The sequence below is a fragment of the Streptomyces sp. NPDC030183 genome, assembly GCF_055573455.1.
In genome coordinates this window covers 1-21,397 of record NZ_JBVIBK010000041.1, presented here as the reverse complement: position 1 = coordinate 21,397, position 21,397 = coordinate 1, and the positions used below count along the sequence as shown (strand labels likewise).

Here is a 21,397-nt window from a genome sequence, read left to right as displayed (position 1 = left end):
GTGCTCCCTTTCTTCGTCTACGGCACGCTGCGCCCCGGCGGGCACAACCACGCCCTCCATCTCCGGGGCCGCACCCGCTCCGAGGAGCCGGCCACGATGCGGGGCCTCACCCTCTACGACGGCCCCGGCTACCCGTACGCGGTCGAGGCGCCCGGCGAGACGGCCGTGGTGACGGGCGACCTGATCACGGCCCGCCCCGAGGCGTACGAGGCGCTCCTGCGGTCACTGGACCACCTGGAGGAGTACAGCCCCGGCGCCACCACCAACCTCTACGAACGGGTCCGCCGCGTGGCCGTCCTCGCCGACGGCACGCTCGCTCAGGCGTGGGTCTACGTCGCAGCGCCGTCGGTCGCGGCGCGCCTGCGGGTGCGGGGGACACCGATCGAGAGCGGCGACTGGTGCGGGGACGGGCGCTTGGGCGCCTGAAGGTGGTGCGGGGACGGGCGCTTGGGCGCCTGAAGGCATGGCCCCGCGGCCCGGCCGCTACTTCTCCGCCGCCTCCACCCGCACCGCGCACGTCTTGAACTCCGGCATCCGGGACGTCGGGTCGAGCGCCGGGTTCGTCAGCGTGTTGGCGCGCCCTTCCCCCGGCCAGTGGAACGGCATGAACACCGTGTCGGGCCGGATCGACGTGGTGATCCGCGCCGGCGCCACCGCCCGGCCCCGCCGTGACACCACGGCCACGGGGTCCCCCTCCGCCGTCCCCAGCCGCTCGGCCAGCCTCGGGTGCAGCTCCACGAACGGCCCCGGCGCCGCCGCGTTCAGCTCGTCCACCCGCCGTGTCTGCGCCCCCGACTGGTACTGGGCCACGACCCGCCCGGTGGTGAGCAGCACCGGATACTCGTCGTCCGGCTCCTCGGCCGCCGCCCGGTGCGAGACGGGCACGAACCGCGCCCGCCCGTCCTCCGTGGCGAACCGTTCGAGGAAGAGCCGCGGGGTGCCGGGATGCACACCCCCGCCCGGCACGACGTCCGCCCCCTCATCCGCCGCCGAGCCCGCGCCGCCGCCCCCCACGACGGCACCCTCGCCCTCCGCCGCCGGGCAGGGCCAGAACACCCCGTTCTCCTCGGCCAGCCTCCGGTACGTGATCCCCGAGTAGTCGGCCGCCCCGCCCGCGCTCGCCCGCCGCAGCTCCTCGAACACCTCCTCGGCGTCGGTCGGGAACCCCTTCTCGACGCCCAGCCGGTCGGCCAGCTCGTGCATGACCTCCAGGTCGCTGCGGACCCCCTCGGGCGGTGTGATCGCACGCCGCCGCAGCAGCACCCGGCCCTCCAGGTTCGTCGTCGTGCCCGTCTCCTCGGCCCACTGCGTCACCGGCAGCACGACATCCGCGAGCGCCGCCGTCTCCGACAGCACGACGTCGCACACCGCCAGGAACTCCAGCGACTTGATCCGCTCCTCGATGTGCGCGGCACGCGGCGCCGACACCACCGGGTTGGACCCCATCAGCAACAGCGCCCGGATGTCGGTCCCCAGCGCGTCCAGCAGCTCGTACGCGCTCCGACCGGGCCCCGGCAGGCTGTCCGGGTCGACGCCCCACACCTCGGCGACATGGCGCCGCGCCTCGGGGTCGACCAGCTTGCGGTAGCCCGGCAACTGGTCGGCCTTCTGCCCGTGTTCGCGCCCGCCCTGCCCGTTGCCCTGCCCGGTGAGGCACCCGTAGCCGGACAACGGCCGCCCGGCGCGCCCCGTAGCCAGCGTCAGGTTGATCCAGGCGCCGACGGTGTCCGTGCCCTTGGACTGCTGCTCGGGCCCGCGCGCGGTGAGCACCATCGCGTGCTCCGGCTCGCAGAACAGCCGTACCGCCTCGCGGAGCTGGGGGACGGGCACGCCCGTGATCCGCTCCACGTACTCCGGCCAGTGCGCCATGGCCGCGGCCCGCGCCTCCTCCCAGCCGCTCGTCCGCTCGCGGATGTACTCCTCGTCGGTGCGCCCCTCGGCGACGATCAGGTGCAGCAGCCCGAGCGCGAGCGCGAGATCGGTGCCGGGCCGCGGCGCGAGGTGCAGGTCGGCCTGTTCGGCGGTGCGGGTGCGGCGCGGGTCGATGACGACCAGTTTGCCGCCGTTGTCCCGCAGTTCCGTGAAGTAGCGCAGCGCCGGCGGCATCGTCTCGGCGAGGTTCGACCCGACGAGGACGACGCACCCGGTCCTCGGGATGTCCTCCAGCGGGAACGGCAGCCCCCGGTCCAGTCCGAACGCCTTGATCCCGGCGGCCGCGGCCGACGACATGCAGAAGCGCCCGTTGTAGTCGATCTGCGAGGTGCCGAGCACGACCCGGGCGAACTTGCCGAGCGCGTACGCCTTCTCGTTGGTCAGTCCGCCGCCGCCGAACACACCGCACGCGTCCGGGCCGTGCTCCGTACGCGTGCGGGTGAGCCCCTCGGCGATCCGGTCGAGTGCCTCGTCCCAGGAGGCGGGCTCCAGGACGCCCGCCCTTCTGACCAGAGGAGTGGTCAGCCGCACCCGGGACGAGAGCACCGCCGGCGCCGTACGGCCCTTGCCGCACAGCGCGCCCCGGTTCACCGGGAAGTCCGCGCGCTCCGAGACCACAACGACACCGTCGGTCCCGTCCGCAGCGGGCGTCAGGTTCATCCCGCACTGCAGGGCGCAGTACGGGCAGTGGGTGGGCGTCGCGGAGTTCGGCATACCAGTCAGCGTGCGTCGGGCGTGTTACGCGCCGGGGCGCCCTCGCGTTACGCGACCGGCACGGGGACCTCCCGGCGGACCCCGGGCGGGAGTGAGGAGCGGACGGCGGAGGCGGTGAACGAACCGTTCGGACGATGTCGCAGTTCTGTCACCGTGTGCGGCCGCCCGGGCGCTCACCGTCCAGACGTTCGGCCCCGCGTGCTAAGAACTACGGGCGCACCGACACGGGGGTCGTGCCAAGGTCCCCGTGCGGCGCACGTCCTGTCGTGTGGCCCGCGAGGGCCGTAGGGGGAAGAAGGATCAACACCGTGAACCGCATGCGCACCACCGTCGCCGTCCTGGGCGCCGCAGGGGCCCTGACCGCCGCCCAGCTGGGCCTCGCCGGGACCGCCGCCGCGGCCGGCGCCGACGCCCAGGCCGGCAAGTGCCCGATCAAGATCTCCACCCCCAAGCGCTTCTACGTCGACGCCAACGGCTGGGTGACCAACGGCGGCCTGTACTTCGGTGTGAAGAACACCAGCAAGGACAAGAGCTTCTCCGGCGTCAGCCTGACGATCAGCAAGCCGGTGAACCTGAAGTTCGGGTATGCGACGCCGACCAAGGGCAGCAAGATCACCAAGCGGACGACCAAGACCGTCACCGTCTCCACCAAGAAGCTGGCGGCCAAGGGCAGCTCCGGCTTCCGCGTCAAGACGCGCATGGGTGACGTCAACAAGGACTACGAGGTCAGGCTCACCCTCCGCGGCAAGGGCTGGGACTGCGCCGTCGACCAGGGCTGGTGGGGTTCGATCGACCACGACTAGGAAACGCCCTGGTCCGGACGCGCCGTCATGACCCCAGGCCGGGGCCCCGACAAGGGGCCCCGGCCGACGTGTGTCCCGCGCACGCCACCATTGGGGCGCACCACCGGCGCGGGCACCGCGTGGCACCCCGCTCCCCGGGGGCGCGGGGACGAGCATGTGCGGATCCTGCCCCCTTCCCGTACCGAGGCGATGCGATGCGCGACCGCGCCGGCCACGTCCGCACCGAGGGTGCCGCGCCGAGCTGGATGTCACGGCACCGGCCGCCCGAGCGGTCCCTGTTCACCGGCATCTACGGGCTGGTGCTGGCCAGCGCCCTGGTCGCCGCGCTCGACCCGGCGGGCGAGGAGGCCGACCCCGGCCCGGACGCGCTGTGGGTCGTCCTCACCGCGCTGGCGTCGGCCGCCGCCCACGGGTACGCGCACGTCATCGCGCAGCGCGCGTCCGCCGACGGGGCGGTGACCACGAGCAGACCGCGGCTGGTGCTCGCCGAGTGGCCGCTGGTGGCCGCCGTCCTGCCGACGGTGGCCCTCCTGCTGTGCGCGGCGGCCGGGTGGTGGGCCGAGTCCGTCGCGGTGGACGTGGCCCTGCTGTTCAACACCGTGGCCCTGTTCGGCTGGGGCGTCGCGGCCGCCCGCACCGCCGGGTACGGATGGCCGTCCGCGTGCCGCGCGGGAGCCATGGACATGTTGATCGGGCTGGCGATCATCCTCGCGAACGCGGTGATCAAATAGCGTCCGCCCACCGGCCGCGCCCACCCCTCACCGCGCCGACGACCCCGCGGCGCGGTTCGGCAGGCGCGCCGACGCGAGTGCCTTGGCGACCCCCGGCTCCTCCGGCCCGAGGAACCGGGGGTCCGGCTCGAACAGGGCGTCGAGGGATGCCTTGCCCGCGGCGAACAGTTCGCGGGTGGCGCCGTAGTACCAGGTCTCGTCGTGCCGGTCCTGCACCCCGACACCGTACGAGGCGACGCCCGCCTCCTGGCACAGGGCGACCGCCCGGCGTATGTGGAAGCCCTGGCTGATGAGCACCGCGCGGTCGACGCCGAAGATCTTCTTGGCGCGGACACAGGAGTCCCAGGTGTCGAACCCGGCGTAGTCGCTGACGATGTGCCGGTCGGGCACCCCGTGGTCGGTGAGATAGGCGCGCATCGCGTCCGGCTCGTCGTACTCCTCCCGGCTGTTGTCGCCGGTGACCAGCACGACCTCTATCCGGCCCGCGCGGTACAGCTCGGCCGCCGCGTCCAGCCGGCGCGCCAGGTACGGCGACGGCTCGCCCTGCCACAGCCCCGCCCCGAACACCATCGCCACGTCCGTGCGCGGGACGTCGGCCGTGGTCCGCAGCCGGCCGTCGGCGGCGGTGAACATCCAGGTGGAGGGCAGCAGCGCCAGCACGCACAGCCCCATCACCACCTGCACCGCCCGCCGCCGCCCCGCACGGGTACGCGGCAGCCGGAGCACTCCCCCCACACGTCCCACCGCAAAGCCCCCGTCCGTCGCGCGCACGCATGTGTCGTGCTTGTTTCCGACGGACCCCGCGGCGCCCGCCCCTCCGACCAACGAAGACGTCGTCCGCGGTGATCCGGTTCACCGCTCGGCATGACAAGTTTCACCCGATCGTGTCGAAATCCCAGGTCAAGTCGGTTCACACCGCCGGTGGGTGAACCGTGAACCCCCGGAAAACACCCGTCACCACCGTGCAACGGGGAGGCAACCTCCCCCCGGCACCATCGACACATGACGGCGACGACGAGCAGGACGACGAACCAGTCGAACGCGGACCTCGCCAGTACGGCGCACCTCATCAACCGGATCGGTGACCAGTTGGCCAGCCAGCTCAGCCTCGTCTCGCTGCACGGGACCCGGCGCCCCACCCCGCCCGCCCCCGCGCTCGTCCTGGTGGCGCACGGCAGCCGCGACCCCCGCGCGCTCGCCACCGTACGCACCCTCGTGGACCGCGTACGCGAGCAGCGCCCCGGCCTGTCCGTGCGCCTCGGCCACATCGAGCTGAACGAGCCCCTGCTCCCCGACACGCTCGCCGCCCTCGGCGACCGTGAGGCCGTCCTCGTCCCCCTGCTCCTCAGCCGCGGCTACCACGTCAAGCGGGACATCCCCGAGATGGCCGCCGAGACCGCGGTACGCGCCCGCGTGGCCGCCCCGCTCGGCCCGCACCCGCTGCTCGTGGAGGCCCTGTACGCCCGCCTGGTCGAGGCCGGCTGGCGCACCCCGGCGGACGCCGAGGCCCGCCGTACCAGCGCCGTCGTCCTCGCCGCGGCCGGCTCCCGCGACCCCGAGTCGCGGGTCGACACCGGCCGCACCGCCCACCTCCTCGCCGAACGCCTCGGCGTCCCCGTCGTCCCCGCCTACGCCACCACCGCCGCGCCCAGGGTCCCCGACGCCCTCGCCGCCCTCGCCGCACGGGGCCGCACCCGGGTGGCGGTCGCCTCCTACTTCACGGCCCCCGGCCGCTTCGCCACGGAGTGCGCGGACGCCGCCCCCTGGATCGCCTCGGCCCCCCTCGGCACCCACCCGGCGATGGCGAGCCTGGTCCTGCACCGCTACGACGAGGCGCTGACGAGCCCGGAGACGGTGGCCGCACGACAGCTGGCCACGGCGTAGGGCGCCCACCCGGCGGACGGACGGTCAGGGGCGCGGCGAACTGCGCGACGAGCCACGACGTACAGCCGCACCCGCCCGACAACCCGGCCCGGCGGACGAGTAGGCGCCTGTTTGTCACACCTTCCCCGTACTGTCGAATCATGGAAGGCACCGCACCCCCCGACCACGACACCCTCGCGAGCCATGACGCACCGGCCGCCTACGACCCGCCCTCCGCGGAGCGCTACGCCCCGGAGCACGACAAACGCCCCGGCCGCACCGCCTTCCAGCGTGATCGCGCCCGCGTCCTGCACTCGGCGGCGCTGCGCAGACTCGCCGGGAAGACCCAGGTGGTGACACCCGGCACCCGCACCCCCGCCTGGGACGCCAGCCCCCGCACCCGCCTCACCCACTCCCTGGAGTGCGCCCAGGTCGGCCGGGAGCTGGGCGCGGCCCTCGGCTGCGACCCGGACCTCGTCGAGGCCGCCTGCCTCTCCCACGACCTGGGCCACCCCCCGTTCGGCCACAACGGCGAACAGGCGCTGAACGAATTCGCCGAGGACTGCGGCGGTTTCGAGGGCAACGCCCAGTCCCTGCGCCTGCTGGCCCGGCTCGAACCGAAACGCTTCGTGCGGTCCCCGGAGTCCGGCGACCCCGTCAGCGTCGGCCTCAACCTCACCCGTGCCACCCTGGACGCCGCCACCAAGTACCCGTGGCCCCGCGGCGCCCACCCCACCGACCCGGCGTCCCCCAAGTTCGGCGTCTACGAGGACGACCGCCCCGTCTTCGACTGGGTCAGAAAGGGCGCCCCCGAGGGCCGTACGACCTTCGAGGCGCAGGTCATGGACTGGTCCGACGACGTGGCGTACTCGGTGCACGACATCGAGGACGGGCTGCACGCCGGGCACATCGACCCGGGCTGCCTGCACGCGGAGCCCGAGCGGCAGGCCGTGTTCGAGGTGGCGCGCGGCCGGTACGTGCCCGCCGACACCGACCCCGCCGAGCTGGCCGAGGCCCTCGACCGGCTCCTCGAACAGGAGTGGTGGCCGCACGGCTACGACGGGACGGCCGTCGCCCAGGCCCGGCTGAAGGACGCCACCAGCCAGCTCATCGGCCGCTTCTGCCTCGCCGCCGAGGGAGCGACCCGGCGGGCGTACGGCGGCGGGCGCCTCACCCGGTACGCCGCCCAGCTGGTCGTCCCGCGCGGCGCGCGCCTGGAGTGCGCGGTCCTCAAGGCCGTCGCCGACCGGTATGTGATGCAGCGCGCCGAACAGGAGCGGCTCCGTGCCGACCAGCGTGTCGTGGTCGCGGAGTTGGCCGAGGCGCTCACCGCCCGCGCGCCGGACGGGCTCGACCCGCAGTTCCGCGCGCTGTTCGACACCGCGCGGGACGACCGTGCCCGCAAGCGGGTGATCGTCGATCAGATCGCCTCGCTCACCGACGCGTCGGCCCGTTCGCTGCACGCGGGACTGACGGGCGCGACCGGCAGATCATGACCCGGGAAGGTGTGACCCACGGGGCGTACGGGGCATCCATGTGACCCTCCGTGGCCTGATCGGGTCACTACCTCTTCCCGCATCACGCTCCGTGCGGGACGCTCGCATGTGGACGCACCCTCAAGAGGAGGCATCAAGTGGTCGACGCGGATCAGACATTCGTCATCGTCGGAGGCGGTCTCGCCGGCGCCAAGGCGGCCGAGACGCTCCGAGCGGAGGGCTTCACCGGCCGCGTGATACTGATCTGCGACGAACGCGACCACCCGTACGAGCGCCCGCCCCTGTCCAAGGGCTATCTGCTGGGCAAGGAGGAACGCGACAGCGTCTTCGTGCACGAGCCGTCCTGGTACGCGCGCAACGACATCGAGCTGCACCTCGGCCAGACCGTCGACAAGATCGACCGAGAGGCGAAGACCGTCCACTTCGGTGACGACGGCACCTTCGTCCACTACGACAAGCTGCTGCTGGCGACCGGCGCCGAGCCCCGCCGCCTGGACATCCCGGGCACGGATCTCGCGGGCGTCCACCATCTGCGCCGCCTCGCCCACGCCGAGCGCCTCAAGGGCGTCCTCGCCGCCCTGGGCCGGGACAACGGCCACCTGGTCGTCGCGGGTGCCGGCTGGATCGGCCTGGAGGTCGCGGCGGCGGCCCGCGAGTACGGCGCCGAGGTCACCGTCGTCGAGCCGGAGCCCACGCCCCTGCACGGCGTCCTCGGCCCCGAGCTGGGCAACCTCTTCGCCGAGCTGCACCGGGAGCACGGGGTGCGCTTCGTCTTCGGCGCGAGGCTCACGGAGATCGTCGGCCAGGACGGCATGGTCCTCGCCGCCCGCACGGACACCGGGGAGGAGCACCCGGCGCACGACGTCCTCGCCGCGATCGGCGCGGCGCCCCGTGTCGGCCTGGCCGAGGCCGCCGGGCTGGAGATCGCCGACCGTACCCACGGCGGGGGAGTGGTCGTCGACGCGCGGCTGCGCACCTCCGACCCCTCGATCTACGCCGCCGGTGACGTGGTGTCCTTCCCGCACCCCCTGTTCGACACCCGGCTGCGGGTCGAGCACTGGGCCAACGCGCTGAACGGCGGCCCGGCCGCCGCCCGCTCCATGCTCGGCAAGGACGTCACGTACGACCGGGTGCCGTACTTCTTCTCCGACCAGTACGACATGGGCATGGAGTACTCGGGGTGGGCGCCGCCCGGCTCGTACGACCAGGTGGTGATCCGCGGCGACGCCGGGAAACGCGAGTTCATCGCCTTCTGGGTCAAGGAGGGACGGGTCCTCGCCGGGATGAACGTGAATGTGTGGGACGTCACGGAGCAGATCCAGAAGCTCATCAGGTCACGGACCCGGGTCGACGTGGACGCCCTCTCCAACCCCCAGGTCCCCCTGGACGGGCTGATCGCGGCACCCTAGCTGTCGGCGCGCCCCCGTAGAATCAGCGCGTGGCTGGACGGATCAACGACGAGGACGTGAAGGCGGTACGGGACGCGGTCCCGATCGACGCCGTGGTGTCCGAGTACCTCCAGCTGCGCAACGCCGGCGGGGGCAACCTGAAGGGGCTGTGCCCCTTCCACGACGAGAAGTCGCCGTCCTTCCAGGTCAGCCCGAGCAAGGGACTCTTCCACTGCTTCGGCTGCCAGGAGGGCGGCGACACCATCACGTTCGTGATGAAGGTCGACCACCTCTCCTTCTCGGAGGCCGTCGAGCGGCTCGCCGCCCAGGCGGGCATCACCCTGCGGTACGAGGAGGGCGGGTACAACCCCTCCCACCAGCGCGGGGAGCGGATCCGCCTCGTCGAGGCCCACAAGATCGCCGCCGAGTGGTACGCGGAGCAGCTCGCGACCAGCCCCGAGGCCGACACCGGGCGGATCTTCCTCGCCGAGCGCGGCTTCGACCAGGCCGCCGCCGTCCACTTCGGCGTCGGCTACAGCCCCCAGGGCTGGGACCACCTCACCCGCTACCTCCGCGGCAAGGGCTTCACGGACAAGGAGCTGATCCTGTCCGGGCTCGCGCAGGACGGCCGCCGGGGTCCCATCGACCGGTTCCGGGGCCGGCTGATGTGGCCCATCCGCGACATCGGCGGCGACGTCGTGGGCTTCGGCGCCCGCAAGCTGTACGAGGCGGACAACGGCCCGAAGTACCTCAACACCCCCGACACCCCGATCTACCGCAAGTCCCAGGTGCTCTACGGCATCGACCTCGCCAAGAAGGACATCGCCAAGGCCAGCCGGGCCGTGGTCGTCGAGGGCTACACCGACGTCATGGCCTGCCACCTCGCCGGCGTCACCACCGCCATCGCCACCTGCGGCACGGCCTTCGGCGGCGAACACATCAAGATCCTCCGCCGGCTGCTCATGGACAACGGCTCGGCCCGGGTGATCTTCACCTTCGACGGGGACGCGGCCGGCCAGAAGGCCGCCCTGCGCGCCTTCGAGGACGACCAGAAGTTCGCCGCCGAGACCTACATCGCCATCGCCCCCGACGGCATGGACCCCTGCGAGCTGCGCCTGGCCAAGGGCGACGACGCGGTGGCAGAGCTGGTCGAACCCCGCACGCCGCTCTTCGAGTTCGCCCTCCGGCACATCGTCGCGCGCTACGACCTGGAGACCGCCGCCGGGCGCGCCGCCGCCCTCGACGAGGCGGCACCCGTCGTGGCCCGCATCAAGAACAGCGGAGCCCAGCACGAGGTCGCCGTGCAGCTCGCCGGCATGCTCGGCATCCTCGACACCCAGTTCGTCGTCAAGCGCGTCGCCCAGCTGGCCCGCTGGGCGCGTGACCGCGGCGGCAAGGGCCCCGCCCCCACCCCGCAGCACCCCCAGCAGCCGTACGAGGCCGCCGCCCGCCGCCTCTCCGGGCCGGCCCTCAACCTCCGCAACCCCGTCTACGCCACCGAACGCGAGCTGCTCAAACTCGCCCTCCAGCGGCCCGAGTTGGTCGCCCCCGCGTTCGACGCGTACGGGGTCGACGAGTTCACCGCCGCCCCCTACGCGGCCGTGCGCGAGGCGATCATCGAGGCGGGCGGCGTCGAGTTCGGCGTCGAGGACCCGCAGGAATATCTGGTCCGGGTCCGGGAGGCCGCGCCGGACGACGCGGTCCGGGCCATGGTGACCGAACTCGCCGTCGAGGCGATCATGCGCAAGACGGTCGACGAGGTCTACGCCGGCGCCCAGCTGGTCACCGTCCGCCGCCGCGCCGTCGAGCGCCGCGTCCGGGACGTCCAGAGCAGCCTCGCCCGCCTCGGCGCCCACGGCGACCCGGCCCAGCTGGCCGCCGTGCAGAACGAGTTGTGGGTCCTCCAGCAGTACGACCAGGCGCTGCGCGAGAGGGGCGCGGAGGCCTTGTAGAAGCGGTGAACATCCCCGGCGCACTTGCCAATCACGCGCCGGTCACCGCAGGTCGCCCGGTTCCGTACGTACTTCAAGCTGTTTCACGGCCTGTCAGCGGCCCACTCGTCCGTCAAGGTAACCGTGAGGTCACGGACCGGACGCAAAAAGTCACCGCACGCCCCTCGTGGCGGCTGTGTGTCGTACTCCACACTGGGTTCCGGTGCCTGAGTCCTCGGAGCGCGGCCGACCCGTCCCCCATGGGTCCGAGATCCCCGCGGTTCCGCTCGATGAGTACGGGATGGAGGGTGGACAGGCCGCCCGCGCCATCCCCGACACACCGCTGCCGTACGCCGCAGCAGCGACATCCCTGGAGGTCGCCCCCGTGCAGACCCAGACCCTCATACAGAACGACACCAGTACGGCCCTGAGTACCACCGGCGCGGAGCCGGGCGCGGAGACCGACGTCATCACCGCGGTCCCGTCCCAGAGCCGCGCCGCGCACCACCCCGAGACGGCGCCCGAGCCCCCGCCCGACGCCGACGAGCCGCCCGCGGCGGCAGTGGAGGCCATCGAGACGGCCGAACCCGAGCCCGTCGAACTGCCGCGCCGCACCGACACCAGCGGCCCCTCCTCCGACCTGTTCCGCCAGTACCTGCGGGAGATCGGCCGCATCCCGCTGCTCACGGCGGCCGAGGAGGTGGAACTGGCCCGCCGGGTGGAGGCCGGCCTGTTCGCCGAGGAGAAGCTCGGCACCACGCCCGACCTCGACAGCCAGCTCGCCCTCGACCTCGACCGGCTGGTCGTCATGGGCCGCATGGCCAAGCGCCGCCTCATCGAGGCGAACCTGCGGCTCGTGGTGTCCGTGGCCAAACGGTACGTCGGCCGCGGCCTGACCATGCTGGACCTCGTCCAGGAGGGCAACCTCGGCCTCATCCGGGCCGTCGAGAAGTTCGACTACGCCCGCGGCTACAAGTTCTCCACGTACGCGACCTGGTGGATCCGCCAGGCCATGTCCCGCGCGCTGGCGGACCAGGCCCGTACGATCCGCGTGCCCGTCCACGTCGTGGAACTCATCAACCGGGTCGTCCGCGTCCAGCGCCGCATGCTCCAGGAGCGTGGCTACGAGCCGACGCCCGAGGAGGTCGCCGCGCACCTCGACCTGCCGCCCGAGCGGGTGAGCGAGGTGCTCCGCCTCGCCCAGGAGCCGGTGTCCCTGCACGCCCCGGTGGGCGAGGAGGACGACGTGGCGCTCGGCGACCTCATCGAGGACGGGGACGCGGCGAGCCCCGTGGAGTCGGCCGCGTTCCTGCTGCTGCGGGAACACCTGGAAGCGGTGCTGTCCACGCTGGGGGAGCGGGAACGCAAGGTGGTGCAGCTGCGGTACGGGCTCGCGGACGGGCGGCCGCGGACGCTGGAGGAGATCGGCCGGATCTTCGGGGTGACCCGGGAGCGGATACGGCAGATCGAGTCGAAGACGCTGAACAAGCTGCGCGACCACGCGTTCGCGGATCAGCTGAGGGGTTACCTGGACTGAGGAGCGCCCAGTGGCTCGGGGGTGCGCGTGGTCTCGGCGGGTGCGGGTCCGTTGTGGTTTCTCGCGCAGTTCCCCGCGCCCCTGAAGGCTCGGCCTGCGGCCGGCCTTCAGCCCCCACGCCCCCGCACCCGACAACGCGCCCCCCAAGGGCCCGCGCCTCAGTCCACCTCGGCGACCGCCTCCGCGAACTGCGCCTTGTACAGCCGCGCGTACGCCCCGCCCGACGCCAGGAGCTCCTCGTGCGCGCCCTGCTCGACGATCGACCCGTTCTCCATCACCAGGATCGTGTCGGCGTCCCGGATCGTCGACAGGCGGTGGGCGATGACGAACGACGTCCGCCCGTGCGCCAGCTTGGCCATCGCCTTCTGGATCAGCACCTCCGTGCGGGTGTCCACGGAACTCGTCGCCTCGTCCAGCACCAGGATCACCGGGTCCGACAGGAACGCCCGGGCGATGGTGATGAGCTGCTTCTCACCCGCGCTCACCCCGGTCCCCTCGTCGTCGATCACCGTGTCGTAGCCGTCCGGCAGCGTCCGGATGAACCGGTCCGCGTGCGCGGCCCTCGCCGCCTCCTCGATCTCCCCGCGCGTCACCTCGCGCGCGGTGGACGCCCCGTACGCGATGTTGTCCGCGATGGTCCCGCCGAACAGCCAGGTGTCCTGGAGGACCATCCCTATCCCGTCGCGCAGCTCGTCACGGGACATGGACGCGATGTCCACGCCGTCCAGCGTGATCCGCCCACCGGTGACCTCGTAGAACCGCATCAGCAGGTTCACCAGGGTCGTCTTGCCGGCGCCGGTGGGCCCTACGATGGCCACCGTGTGCCCGGGCTCGACCACCAGCGACAGGTCCTCGATCAGCGGCTTGTCCGGCTCGTAGCGGAAGGAGACGTTCTCCAGCGCCACCCGCCCGCGCAGCTCCTCCGGCCGCACCCCGGGCACGGCGTCCGGGGCCTGCTCCTCCGCGTCCAGCAGTTCGAAGATCCGCTCGGCGGAGGCGACACCCGACTGCACCAGGTTCGCCATCGACGCGACCTGCGTCAGCGGCATCGAGAACTGGCGCGAGTACTGGATGAAAGCCTGCACGTCACCGATGGACAGGGCACCGGTGGCCACCCGCAGTCCACCGACCACGGCGACCAGCACGTAGTTGATGTTCGACACGAAGAACATCAGCGGCTGCATGATCCCGCTGTTGAACTGGGCCTTGAACCCGGCCTCGTACAGCCGCTCGTTCTCCTCGGCGAACTGCTTCGCCGACTCCTCCTGCCGCCCGAACACCTTCACGAGGGTGTGCCCGGTGTACATCTCCTCGATGTGCGCGTTGAGCTTCCCGGTGGTCCGCCACTGCGCCACGAAGTGCGGCTGCGACCGCTTCCCGACCCGCGTGGCCACCACGAACGACAGCGGCACCGTCACCAGCGCGACCAGCGCCAGCAGCGGCGACACCCAGAACATCATCACCAGCACACCGACGATCGTCAGCAGCGAGTTGACGAGCTGCCCCATCGACTGCTGGAGCGTCTGGCCGATGTTGTCGATGTCGTTGGTGGCCCGGCTGAGCACCTCACCGCGCTGCCGCTTGTCGAAGTACGACAGCGGCAGCCGCGACAGCTTCGCCTGGAGCTCCGCCCGCAGGTGGAACATCGTCCGGTTGATGGCCCGGTTGGAGAGCCGGGTGGCCCCCGCCATCAGCAGGCCCGCGACCAGGAAGATGCCGAGGGCAACCAGCAGCACGGCGCCGACGGCCTCGAAGTCGATGCCCTTGCCCGGCGTGAAGTCCGTGCCGGACAGCATGTCGGCGACACCGCCGTCACCGCGCTCGCGCATCCCTTCGAGTACCTCGGCCTTGGTCCGGTCGGCCGGCATCTCCCGCCCGACGACCCCCGCGAAGACCAGGTCGGTCGCCCGGCCCAGGATCCACGGGCCCAGCACCGACAGGCCGACGCTGATCACCGCGCACACGATCATCGCGTACATGGTGAACCGCTCGGGCCTGAACTGCGCGAGCAGTCGTTTCCCGGACCCCTTGAAGTCCATGGACTGCTGATCGGGACCGCCCCCGGCTCCCGCCATGCGTCCCAACGGCCCGGCCATCAGGCTGCCTCCGCTTCCGTCAGCTGGGAGAGCACGATCTCCCGGTACGTCTCGTTGTCGGCCATCAGCTCGTGGTGCCGCCCGGTGCCGACGACGCGGCCCTCGTCCAGGACCACGATCCGGTCGGCGTCACGGATGGTCGCCACCCGCTGGGCCACGATGACGACGGTCGCCTCGGCGGTCTCCCGCGCCAGCGCCGCCCGCAGCGCCGCGTCCGTCGCGTAGTCGAGCGCGGAGAAGGAGTCGTCGAACAGATAGATCTCCGGGCGCTGCACCAGGGTCCGCGCGATCGCCAGCCGCTGCCGCTGACCGCCCGACACATTGGTGCCGCCCTGCGCGATGGGGGCGTTCAGCCCGCCCTCCAGCCGCTCGACGAACTCCTTGGCCTGCGCCACCTCCAGCGCGTGCCACAGCTCCTCGTCGGTGGCGTCCGGATTGCCGTACCGCAGGTTCGTCGCCACGGTCCCCGAGAAGAGATACGGCTTCTGCGGCACCAGACTCACGGTCCTGGCCAGCAGCTTCGGATCGAGCGTGCGGACGTCGACGCCGTCCACGAGGACCTCGCCCTCGGTGGCGTCGAACAGCCGGGGCACCAGCCCCAGCAGCGTCGACTTGCCGCTGCCGGTCGACCCGATGACGGCGGTCGTCTCACCCGGCCGCGCCACGACCTCGATCGACCTGAGCACCGGCTCCTCGGCGCCCGGGTAGCGGAACCCGGCACCCCGGATCTCCAGGAACCCGCTCCGCCGCAGCTCCCGTACGGGCGCGACGGGCGGTACGACACTCGTCCCGGTGTCCAGGACCTCCTGGATGCGCTCGGCGCACACCTCGGCGCGCGGCATCATCATGAACATGAAGGTGGCCATCATCACCGCCATGACGATCTGCATCAGATAGGCGAGGAACGCGGTGAGCGCGCCGATCTCCATCCCGCCGCTGTCGATCCGGTGGGCGCCGAACCACACCACGGCGATCGACGAGAAGTTGATGACCGTCATCACGATCGGGAACATCAGCGCCAGCATCCGGCCGGTGCCCAGGGCCACCTCCGTCAGCTCGGTGTTCGCCGTGCGGAAGCGGTCCTTCTCGTAGTCGTCCCGTACGAAGGCGCGGATGACCCGGTTGCCGGTGATCTGCTCGCGCAGCACCCGGTTCACGATGTCGAGCCGCTCCTGCATGGTGCGGAACAGGGGGCGCAACCGGCGCACGATGAGACTGACGGAGATACCGAGCACCGGTACGACGGCCAGCAGCACGCCCGACAGCGGCACGTCCAGACCCAGCGCCAGCACGATGCCGCCCACACACATGATCGGCGCGGACACCACCAGCGTGAACGTCATCAGCACCAGCATCTGCACCTGCTGGACGTCGTTCGTGGTCCGCGTGATCAGCGACGGCGCCCCGAAGTGACCGACCTCACGCGCCGAGAACGACTGGACCCGGTCGAACACGGCCGCCCGGATGTCCCGGCCGACCGCCGCCGCCGTACGGGCGCCGTAGTACACGGCCCCGATGTTGCAGACGACCTGGACCAGCGAGATCCCGATCATCAGCGCGCCGAAGGCCAGGATGTAGCCCGTGTCGCCCTGCACGACACCGTTGTCGATGATGTCCGCGTTCAGTGTGGGCAGGTAGAGCGTGGCGCACGTCTGCGTGAACTGCAGCAGCACCAGCAGGGCGATGGGTTTCCTGTACGGACGTAGATGACTTCTGAGCAGTCGTATGAGCACGCGAGATCTCTCGGAATCGGCGACGGGATGGATGCACCACCCCCCATCGTCGAACACTCCACCCGCGTTACCTCAACCGAATTAACCCAACGGTGAAGGATCCATGGCGAGCCTTTGCGACCGAGGCGCGCGTTCGCGACCCGGGGTCACGCCCGGAACGCCCCCGGATGCGTCTGCTCGCGGACCGCCACGTACTGCTGCCGCACCGCCTGCCCCACGGCCAGTTCCTCGCCCGGCTCCAGGACCTGCGCCGCCGCTCCGGGCCACATCGGCGGCGTCCGCGGGTCGAGCGTGCCCTGGGACACCCCGAGCGCCCAGGCCGCCTGCCGCGCGGCACCGACCGCCGCGTAGTCCGCCGGCTGGGGCACGACCACCTGGACCCCGAACAGCGCCGGCGCCGCCGCCTGCACCGCGGGCAGCTCGGCCGCCGCGCCCAGCATGAAGATCCGCCGGACGTCGACGCCCCGGCCCCGCAGCACGTCCAGCGCGTCCGCGAGCCCGCACAGCATGCCCTCGAAGGCGGCCCGTGCGAAGTGCTCCGGCCTCATCGACTCCCGCCGCAGCCCGGCAAGCGTCCCCGCCGTGTGCGGCAGGTTCGGCGTCCGCTCCCCCTCCAGGTACGGCAGCATCACCAGCCCGTGCGAGCCGGGCGTGGACTTCAGCGCTAGATCGGACAGCCCCTCCAGATCCGGCACCCCCAGCATCTCGGCGGCGCCGCGCAGCGTCCGTACGGCATTGAGGGTGGTGACGACCGGAAGGTGCATCCCCGTGGCGTCGGCCAGCGAGGTGATCATGCCCGAGGAGTCGACGAGCGCCTCGCTGTGCACGGCCATCACGGACCCGCTGGCGCCCAGCGACACCACCGCGTCACCGAGCCCGATGCCGAGACCGAACGCGGCGGCCATGGTCTCGCCGGTGCCGGCGGAGATGAGGAGCCCCTCCGGCGTCGTACCGGCCGCGTCCGCGGGCCCCAGCACCTCGGGGAGCATGGCCTGGTGGCCGAGCGCCATCTCGACGAGGTCGGTCCGGTACTGGCCGGTCGCCGCGTTCCAGTACCCGGTGCCGGAGGCGCCGCCCCGGTCGGTGGTCCGGCGCACGGGCCGCCCCAGCAACTGCCAGACCAGCCAGTCGTGCGCCTGGAGCAGCACGGCCGTCCGCATGGCCGCGTCCGGCTCCGTACGGCTCATCCAGCGCAGCTTCGTCACGGGCTGCGCGGCCCCCGGCACGCATCCGACGGCCTCGGCCCACGCGCCGCGTCCCCCGAGCGCGTCGATGAGGTCGGCCGCCGCGACCTGTGCGCGCTTGTCGCCGCCGACCATCGCCGGACGCACGGCGTTGCCCTGTGCGTCCAGCGCGATCAGCCCGTTCTGCTGCGACGACACCCCGATCGCCTGCACCCCCTCCAGCAGCCCGCCGCCGGCCGCCTCCCCCAGGGACAGCAGCCACGCCTGCGGGTCGACGTCCGCGGGACGCCCTCCGTGCGGCGCCGGCTCCAACGGGTGTGGGGCATACCCCTGCCTGAGCACGGCCCCTGTGTCCGAGTCACAGACGACAATGCGCGTAAATTCGGGCGAACTATCCAGCCCGGCGACTATCCCCATGGCAGAAATTCTGCCGCACGGGGAGGGGTGGGGCGTGCCGTGCGGCCAGGCTCGGGGCTCGCCGGGGGAGACGGGGCACGGTAGACGCCGCGACCGGCCGCGGTGGGCCGGTCGCCGATGCATGAGCGAAGACCTGGCCGTTCCCCGCGGGGCGGCGCTCCCGCGGGGCGGTCAGGTGCTCCCGGGGGCGGCGAGGCGCTCCCGGGAGGCGGTCAGGTGCTGCGGGGCGGTCAGGTGTCGTGAGGCCTCAGGTGGTGCTGGTGCCCCAGTCGTCCGGTCCCGCGCCGTTCGCGTTGCGCTCCCGCAGGGAGCGGACCCGGCCGGCGACGGACTCCGGCACGCGGTCGCCCACCTTCTCGCTGACCACGTGGTAGGCCTTGCCGGCGAAGACGCGTCCCTGCTGCGCCGCCGACTCCGCGGTGTTGCGCACGGCCGGGTTCTGTGCGACCTGCCGGGCTGACTTCTTCAGCTGTTCGTAGCGCTCCCGTCCGGCGCGTGTGCCCAGTACGTAGCCCAGAGCCAGTCCGGCAAAGAACGTGAGCCGATAGCGCATGGCGGCCACCCTTCCCTTACGTCTGCGTCGGTCCCTTGCGTTGCCCTGCGCGGGCGTCGGGCGTGGGGGATACCGATTGGCGGAGCACCCCCCTGCTTGCGCTAATGTATGTGTCGCAGCGAGCGCACGCCCCCTGGCGAATACCCAGGTAGGTGCGTTCGATGCAACGAGGCATTCCTCCGTAGCTCAATTGGCAGAGCAGCCGGCTGTTAACCGGCAGGTTACTGGTTCGAGTCCAGTCGGGGGAGCTCGGTCCTCCGTAGCTCAATTGGCAGAGCAGCCGGCTGTTAACCGGCAGGTTACTGGTTCGAGTCCAGTCGGGGGAGCAGCCTGAACGAGGACCCCGTCGGGGTCCTTTTTCATGCCCGGGGGAACCGTGCGGGCCGCCTCGCGGTCTCCAAGGTCAAGAAGCGCACGCGTGAAGCCGACCATCCGAAGCAGGAGATCGTATGAGCGGCTATGCTGCGGCAGACGGCGCGCACAAATGTGCGCGACACGCCGTACGGGGCGGTAGCTCAGCCGGTTAGAGCAGCGGACTCATAATCCGTCGGCCGTGGGTTCGAGTCCCACCCGCCCCACCAGTATCATGCCCTGACCTGCCGAAACGTCTCTTCAGTGCCTCTGAGCAGCGAAGTTGAAGGCAAGAGCCAGGGGACGCGTAGGGGACACAGGGGAAAGTAGCGGAGCCGCGGGAAGCCGGGCGTCCTGACCGTCGGCGCCGTCACTTTCCGCCCCGCCCCGGCGTGCCGGGCACCGCTCTCCGGCCGCTGCTGTCAGCGCCGTTACCCAGTGGTGCGCGTTGAGGCCAGCAGCCTCACCAACACCGGGCACATCCAGACTGCCGGGTGCTCGGGTCTCCAAAGCTGCCGATCCGCGGTTGAATCCCGGTGTGGCTAGGAACGTGGTGGGATTCGGCGAGGACGACCTGAGGGTGCTGGCCGGGGCTCGGTCCTTCGAGCGGGGGCTGGGGTATCTGGACGCCGTGAGTGGTCTGGATGTGGGGGAGGGTTCGGTCACCGCCGTGGTGCACGGTACGGATGTCTACGAGGTGGAACTCACCCTCGGCGGGGGTGACGGGATCTCGGGATGGTGCGACTGTCCGTACGGGCAGGAGGGCAACTTCTGCAAGCATTGTGTGGCGGTCGGGCTGACCGTGCTGCGGCGGGCGAAGACAATTCCGCAGCAGCGGGCCGCGGCGCGAGCACCGTCTTCCGGCTTGGAAGCGTGGCTTTCAGGGCTGTCACGCGACCAACTCCTGGTGCTGGTGCGGGAACAGGTCGCCGAGGACCGGGAACTGCGCCGACGTTTGGAGCTGCGGGCAGCCGCTGCTCGCACTGACCTCGGTACGGTCCGGGATCGGATCGCCGCACTGATCGATCCGCGGCCTTTCGCCCGCTACGGGTACATCGAGTACGCGGATGCCTCAGGGTATGGACGACAGGTCGCCGAGGCGGCGAGTGCCCTGCGCGCCCTGACCGCCGGCGGGGAGGCCGCGCAGGCGGTCGCTCTGGCCGAGGAGGCGCTCCGGGTGCTGGGAGAGACGTACGGGGAGATCGACGACTCGGACGGCGTGGTCGGGGAGGCCGCCGCTGCAGTGGCTGAGGTCCATCTGGAGGCCTGCGGGGTCGCACGCCCCGATCCGGAGTCGCTGGCGGAGTGGCTGGTAGGACGTCTGCTCGCCGACGACAGCGATGTGACGGACCTGGATCCGCTCGACTACGCCGACGTGCTGGGGCCGAGCGGACTGGCCCGCATTCGGCAGCTGGCGGCTGAGGCACTCAGGCGCAGGCCGTCCGGCTGGGCGGAGCGGTACCTGATGGAGCGCCTGGTCAAGGCGGAGGGCGACGTCGACGAACTGGTCGCTCTGTATGCACAGGACCTCGATCCGTCCGGTGCCACCCATCTGCGCATCGCCGAGGAACTGGAAACGGCAGGCCGCACGGAAGAGGCACTCGCCTGGGCCGAGCGGGGACTGCGGGAGTGTGCCGCCGAGACGCACATCGACAGCCGCCTGGTCGAGCACGTATGCGTCCGGTACGCGGAGACGGGGCGGGCGGCGTACGCGTTCGCGGTGCGGCGGGACCGGTTCCGCGTCGAACGGTCCCTCGCCGCCTACCGGCAGTTGCGCTCTGCCGCCTGGGCGGCAGACTGCTGGGAGGCCGAGCGCGCGGCGGCGCTGGCCATCTTGAGGGAGGACGCCCGTCGTGAGAGCGGCGGCCGGTACGGCGGGCCCGTGCTGATAGACGCACTGCTTGACGACGGCGACCTGGACGCCGCCTGGCGGGAGGCGGCCGACCGCGCGGACGACCGACAGTGGGAGCGACTCGCCGACCTGTCGCGCGAGATACGACCGGCCGAGGCGCTCGGCGTGTACCTGCGGCTGGTCGAGCGGTCGAAGGAGTCGACCGGGGACCGTGCCTACGAGCACCTGGCCACATTGCTCCTGGCGGCCCGTGACTGCCATCGCGTGCTGGGGACCGAGGACGCGTTCACCGGGTATCTCGCCGGCCTGCGGGCGGAACTCAAACGCCGACGCAGGCTGATGAGCATCCTTGACCGGCACGGGCTGTGAAAGGGATCGGCAGAGGACTCATCGGCAGTGGGAGAACGACAGGGACAGAGGCCGGCTCTCCCCGTCGGAAGGCAATTCCGCTGCCGGGGTGGTGCAAGCGGGCCACTCGACCTGGGCTGGTGCCGCCCGACATTCCCCAGTTCCCCTCACGGGGAGAGGTCTGCGGACCGCCAGGGGACACCAGCGTGATCAGCCGCGCGGCGGGTGTGCCGGTGACGACGGCGGTCAGGTCGCTGCCGAAGCGGGCCGTAGTGGTGGCGTGCGGGAAGGAGGCGGTGGCAGGCGGCGCCAGTCCCTCGGTGCTGCCGGTGAGCAGAGCGGCGCCTAGGCCCTGTCGTCAAATTCCCACCCACCCCGCGACGCCATGCACGCGCTCTCGACGCACCGGGCCCTGACCCGAGTACGTCCAGTACACGGGTCAGGGCCCGGCACGCCGAGAGCACGCAC

Annotated in this window: 15 protein-coding genes and 3 tRNA genes; 12 read left to right on the top strand and 6 right to left on the bottom strand. The window is 71.8% G+C overall.

The genetic code is table 11. The features are described from left to right. Complete coding sequence (locus ACZ4Z2_RS34595) at positions 1–426, top strand: gamma-glutamylcyclotransferase family protein (protein WP_468081506.1); 426 nt, start codon at positions 1–3, stop codon at positions 424–426. Positions 427–483: 57 nt separating this feature from the next. Here the strand turns inward: ACZ4Z2_RS34595 and ACZ4Z2_RS34590 are convergent, their stop codons facing one another. Then, the gene (locus ACZ4Z2_RS34590; RefSeq protein ID WP_468081505.1) at positions 484–2,646 is read right to left on the bottom strand and encodes a molybdopterin oxidoreductase family protein; all 2,163 of its coding nucleotides are present in this window, start codon (positions 2,644–2,646) and stop codon (positions 484–486) included. Positions 2,647–2,963: 317 nt separating this feature from the next. Between ACZ4Z2_RS34590 and ACZ4Z2_RS34585 the strand changes: the two genes are divergently transcribed. Further along, positions 2,964–3,449, top strand: a complete 486-nt coding sequence (locus ACZ4Z2_RS34585) for a hypothetical protein (RefSeq protein ID WP_468081504.1) — start codon at positions 2,964–2,966, stop codon at positions 3,447–3,449. Between the two features lie 194 nt (positions 3,450–3,643). After that, positions 3,644–4,180, top strand: coding sequence for a hypothetical protein (locus ACZ4Z2_RS34580; protein ID WP_468081503.1), 537 nt, complete (start codon positions 3,644–3,646; stop codon positions 4,178–4,180). Positions 4,181–4,207: 27 nt separating this feature from the next. Here the strand turns inward: ACZ4Z2_RS34580 and ACZ4Z2_RS34575 are convergent, their stop codons facing one another. Then, positions 4,208–4,852 (bottom strand): SanA/YdcF family protein, encoded by a 645-nt coding sequence (locus ACZ4Z2_RS34575; RefSeq protein WP_468081553.1) that lies wholly within the window; start codon positions 4,850–4,852, stop codon positions 4,208–4,210. A 330-nt stretch (positions 4,853–5,182) separates the two neighbouring features. Between ACZ4Z2_RS34575 and ACZ4Z2_RS34570 the strand changes: the two genes are divergently transcribed. From ACZ4Z2_RS34570 to ACZ4Z2_RS34550, 5 genes are all read left to right on the top strand, one after another. Next, positions 5,183–6,064, top strand: a complete 882-nt coding sequence (locus ACZ4Z2_RS34570) for a sirohydrochlorin chelatase (RefSeq protein WP_468081501.1) — start codon at positions 5,183–5,185, stop codon at positions 6,062–6,064. 140 nt (positions 6,065–6,204) lie between these two features. Beyond that, positions 6,205–7,539 carry a deoxyguanosinetriphosphate triphosphohydrolase gene (locus ACZ4Z2_RS34565; RefSeq protein WP_468081499.1) on the top strand — a complete coding sequence of 445 codons (1,335 nt, stop codon included), beginning with the start codon at positions 6,205–6,207 and terminating at the stop codon, positions 7,537–7,539. Positions 7,540–7,676: 137 nt separating this feature from the next. Continuing rightward, the gene (locus ACZ4Z2_RS34560) at positions 7,677–8,948 is read left to right on the top strand and encodes an NAD(P)/FAD-dependent oxidoreductase (RefSeq protein ID WP_468081497.1); all 1,272 of its coding nucleotides are present in this window, start codon (positions 7,677–7,679) and stop codon (positions 8,946–8,948) included. 29 nt (positions 8,949–8,977) lie between these two features. Further along, a complete protein-coding gene (gene dnaG, locus ACZ4Z2_RS34555) occupies positions 8,978–10,879 on the top strand; it encodes a DNA primase (RefSeq protein ID WP_468081496.1) in 1,902 nt (633 codons plus the stop codon). 202 nt (positions 10,880–11,081) lie between these two features. Then, positions 11,082–12,395, top strand: a complete 1,314-nt coding sequence (locus ACZ4Z2_RS34550) for an RNA polymerase sigma factor (RefSeq protein WP_468081495.1) — start codon at positions 11,082–11,084, stop codon at positions 12,393–12,395. Between the two features lie 158 nt (positions 12,396–12,553). On the opposite strand, the gene ACZ4Z2_RS34545 is transcribed toward ACZ4Z2_RS34550, so the two are convergent. The 4 genes from ACZ4Z2_RS34545 to ACZ4Z2_RS34530 form a co-directional block, all read right to left on the bottom strand. Beyond that, positions 12,554–14,491, bottom strand: a complete 1,938-nt coding sequence (locus tag ACZ4Z2_RS34545) for an ABC transporter ATP-binding protein (protein WP_468081493.1) — start codon at positions 14,489–14,491, stop codon at positions 12,554–12,556. After that, entirely contained in the window at positions 14,491–16,224 is a 1,734-nt protein-coding gene (locus ACZ4Z2_RS34540; RefSeq protein ID WP_468081492.1) for an ABC transporter ATP-binding protein, read from the bottom strand. The genes ACZ4Z2_RS34545 and ACZ4Z2_RS34540 overlap by 1 nt, the downstream gene beginning before the upstream one ends. A gap of 146 nt (positions 16,225–16,370) precedes the next feature. Then, positions 16,371–17,825 (bottom strand): FGGY family carbohydrate kinase, encoded by a 1,455-nt coding sequence (locus tag ACZ4Z2_RS34535; protein ID WP_468081490.1) that lies wholly within the window; start codon positions 17,823–17,825, stop codon positions 16,371–16,373. Between the two features lie 247 nt (positions 17,826–18,072). After that, positions 18,073–18,378 (bottom strand): YtxH domain-containing protein, encoded by a 306-nt coding sequence (locus ACZ4Z2_RS34530; RefSeq protein ID WP_468081489.1) that lies wholly within the window; start codon positions 18,376–18,378, stop codon positions 18,073–18,075. 175 nt (positions 18,379–18,553) lie between these two features. Here ACZ4Z2_RS34530 and ACZ4Z2_RS34525 point away from each other — a divergent pair. The 4 genes from ACZ4Z2_RS34525 to ACZ4Z2_RS34510 all read left to right on the top strand — a co-directional run bounded on the left by ACZ4Z2_RS34525 (position 18,554) and on the right by ACZ4Z2_RS34510 (position 20,950). Then, positions 18,554–18,626, top strand: a tRNA-Asn gene (locus tag ACZ4Z2_RS34525). Positions 18,627–18,631: 5 nt separating this feature from the next. Beyond that, a tRNA-Asn gene (locus ACZ4Z2_RS34520) sits at positions 18,632–18,704 on the top strand. 178 nt (positions 18,705–18,882) lie between these two features. Next, positions 18,883–18,959, top strand: a tRNA-Ile gene (locus tag ACZ4Z2_RS34515). 308 nt (positions 18,960–19,267) lie between these two features. Then, positions 19,268–20,950 (top strand): SWIM zinc finger family protein, encoded by a 1,683-nt coding sequence (locus tag ACZ4Z2_RS34510; RefSeq protein WP_468081488.1) that lies wholly within the window; start codon positions 19,268–19,270, stop codon positions 20,948–20,950. Positions 20,951–21,397: the final 447 nt, after the last annotated feature.

Bases quoted from the DNA above. Each gene is read 5' to 3' on its own strand.
- ACZ4Z2_RS34590 (WP_468081505.1), bottom strand. From the start codon at position 2,646: ATGCCGAACTCCGCGACGCCCACCCACTGCCCGTACTGCGCCCTGCAG.
- ACZ4Z2_RS34585 (WP_468081504.1), top strand. From the start codon at position 2,964: ATGCGCACCACCGTCGCCGTCCTGGGCGCCGCAGGGGCCCTGACCGCC.
- ACZ4Z2_RS34580 (WP_468081503.1), top strand. From the start codon at position 3,644: ATGCGCGACCGCGCCGGCCACGTCCGCACCGAGGGTGCCGCGCCGAGC.
- ACZ4Z2_RS34575 (WP_468081553.1), bottom strand. From the start codon at position 4,852: ATGGGGCTGTGCGTGCTGGCGCTGCTGCCCTCCACCTGGATGTTCACC.
- ACZ4Z2_RS34570 (WP_468081501.1), top strand. From the start codon at position 5,183: ATGACGGCGACGACGAGCAGGACGACGAACCAGTCGAACGCGGACCTC.
- ACZ4Z2_RS34565 (WP_468081499.1), top strand. From the start codon at position 6,205: ATGGAAGGCACCGCACCCCCCGACCACGACACCCTCGCGAGCCATGAC.
- ACZ4Z2_RS34545 (WP_468081493.1), bottom strand. From the start codon at position 14,491: ATGGCCGGGCCGTTGGGACGCATGGCGGGAGCCGGGGGCGGTCCCGAT.
- ACZ4Z2_RS34535 (WP_468081490.1), bottom strand. From the start codon at position 17,825: ATGGGGATAGTCGCCGGGCTGGATAGTTCGCCCGAATTTACGCGCATT.
- ACZ4Z2_RS34530 (WP_468081489.1), bottom strand. From the start codon at position 18,378: ATGCGCTATCGGCTCACGTTCTTTGCCGGACTGGCTCTGGGCTACGTA.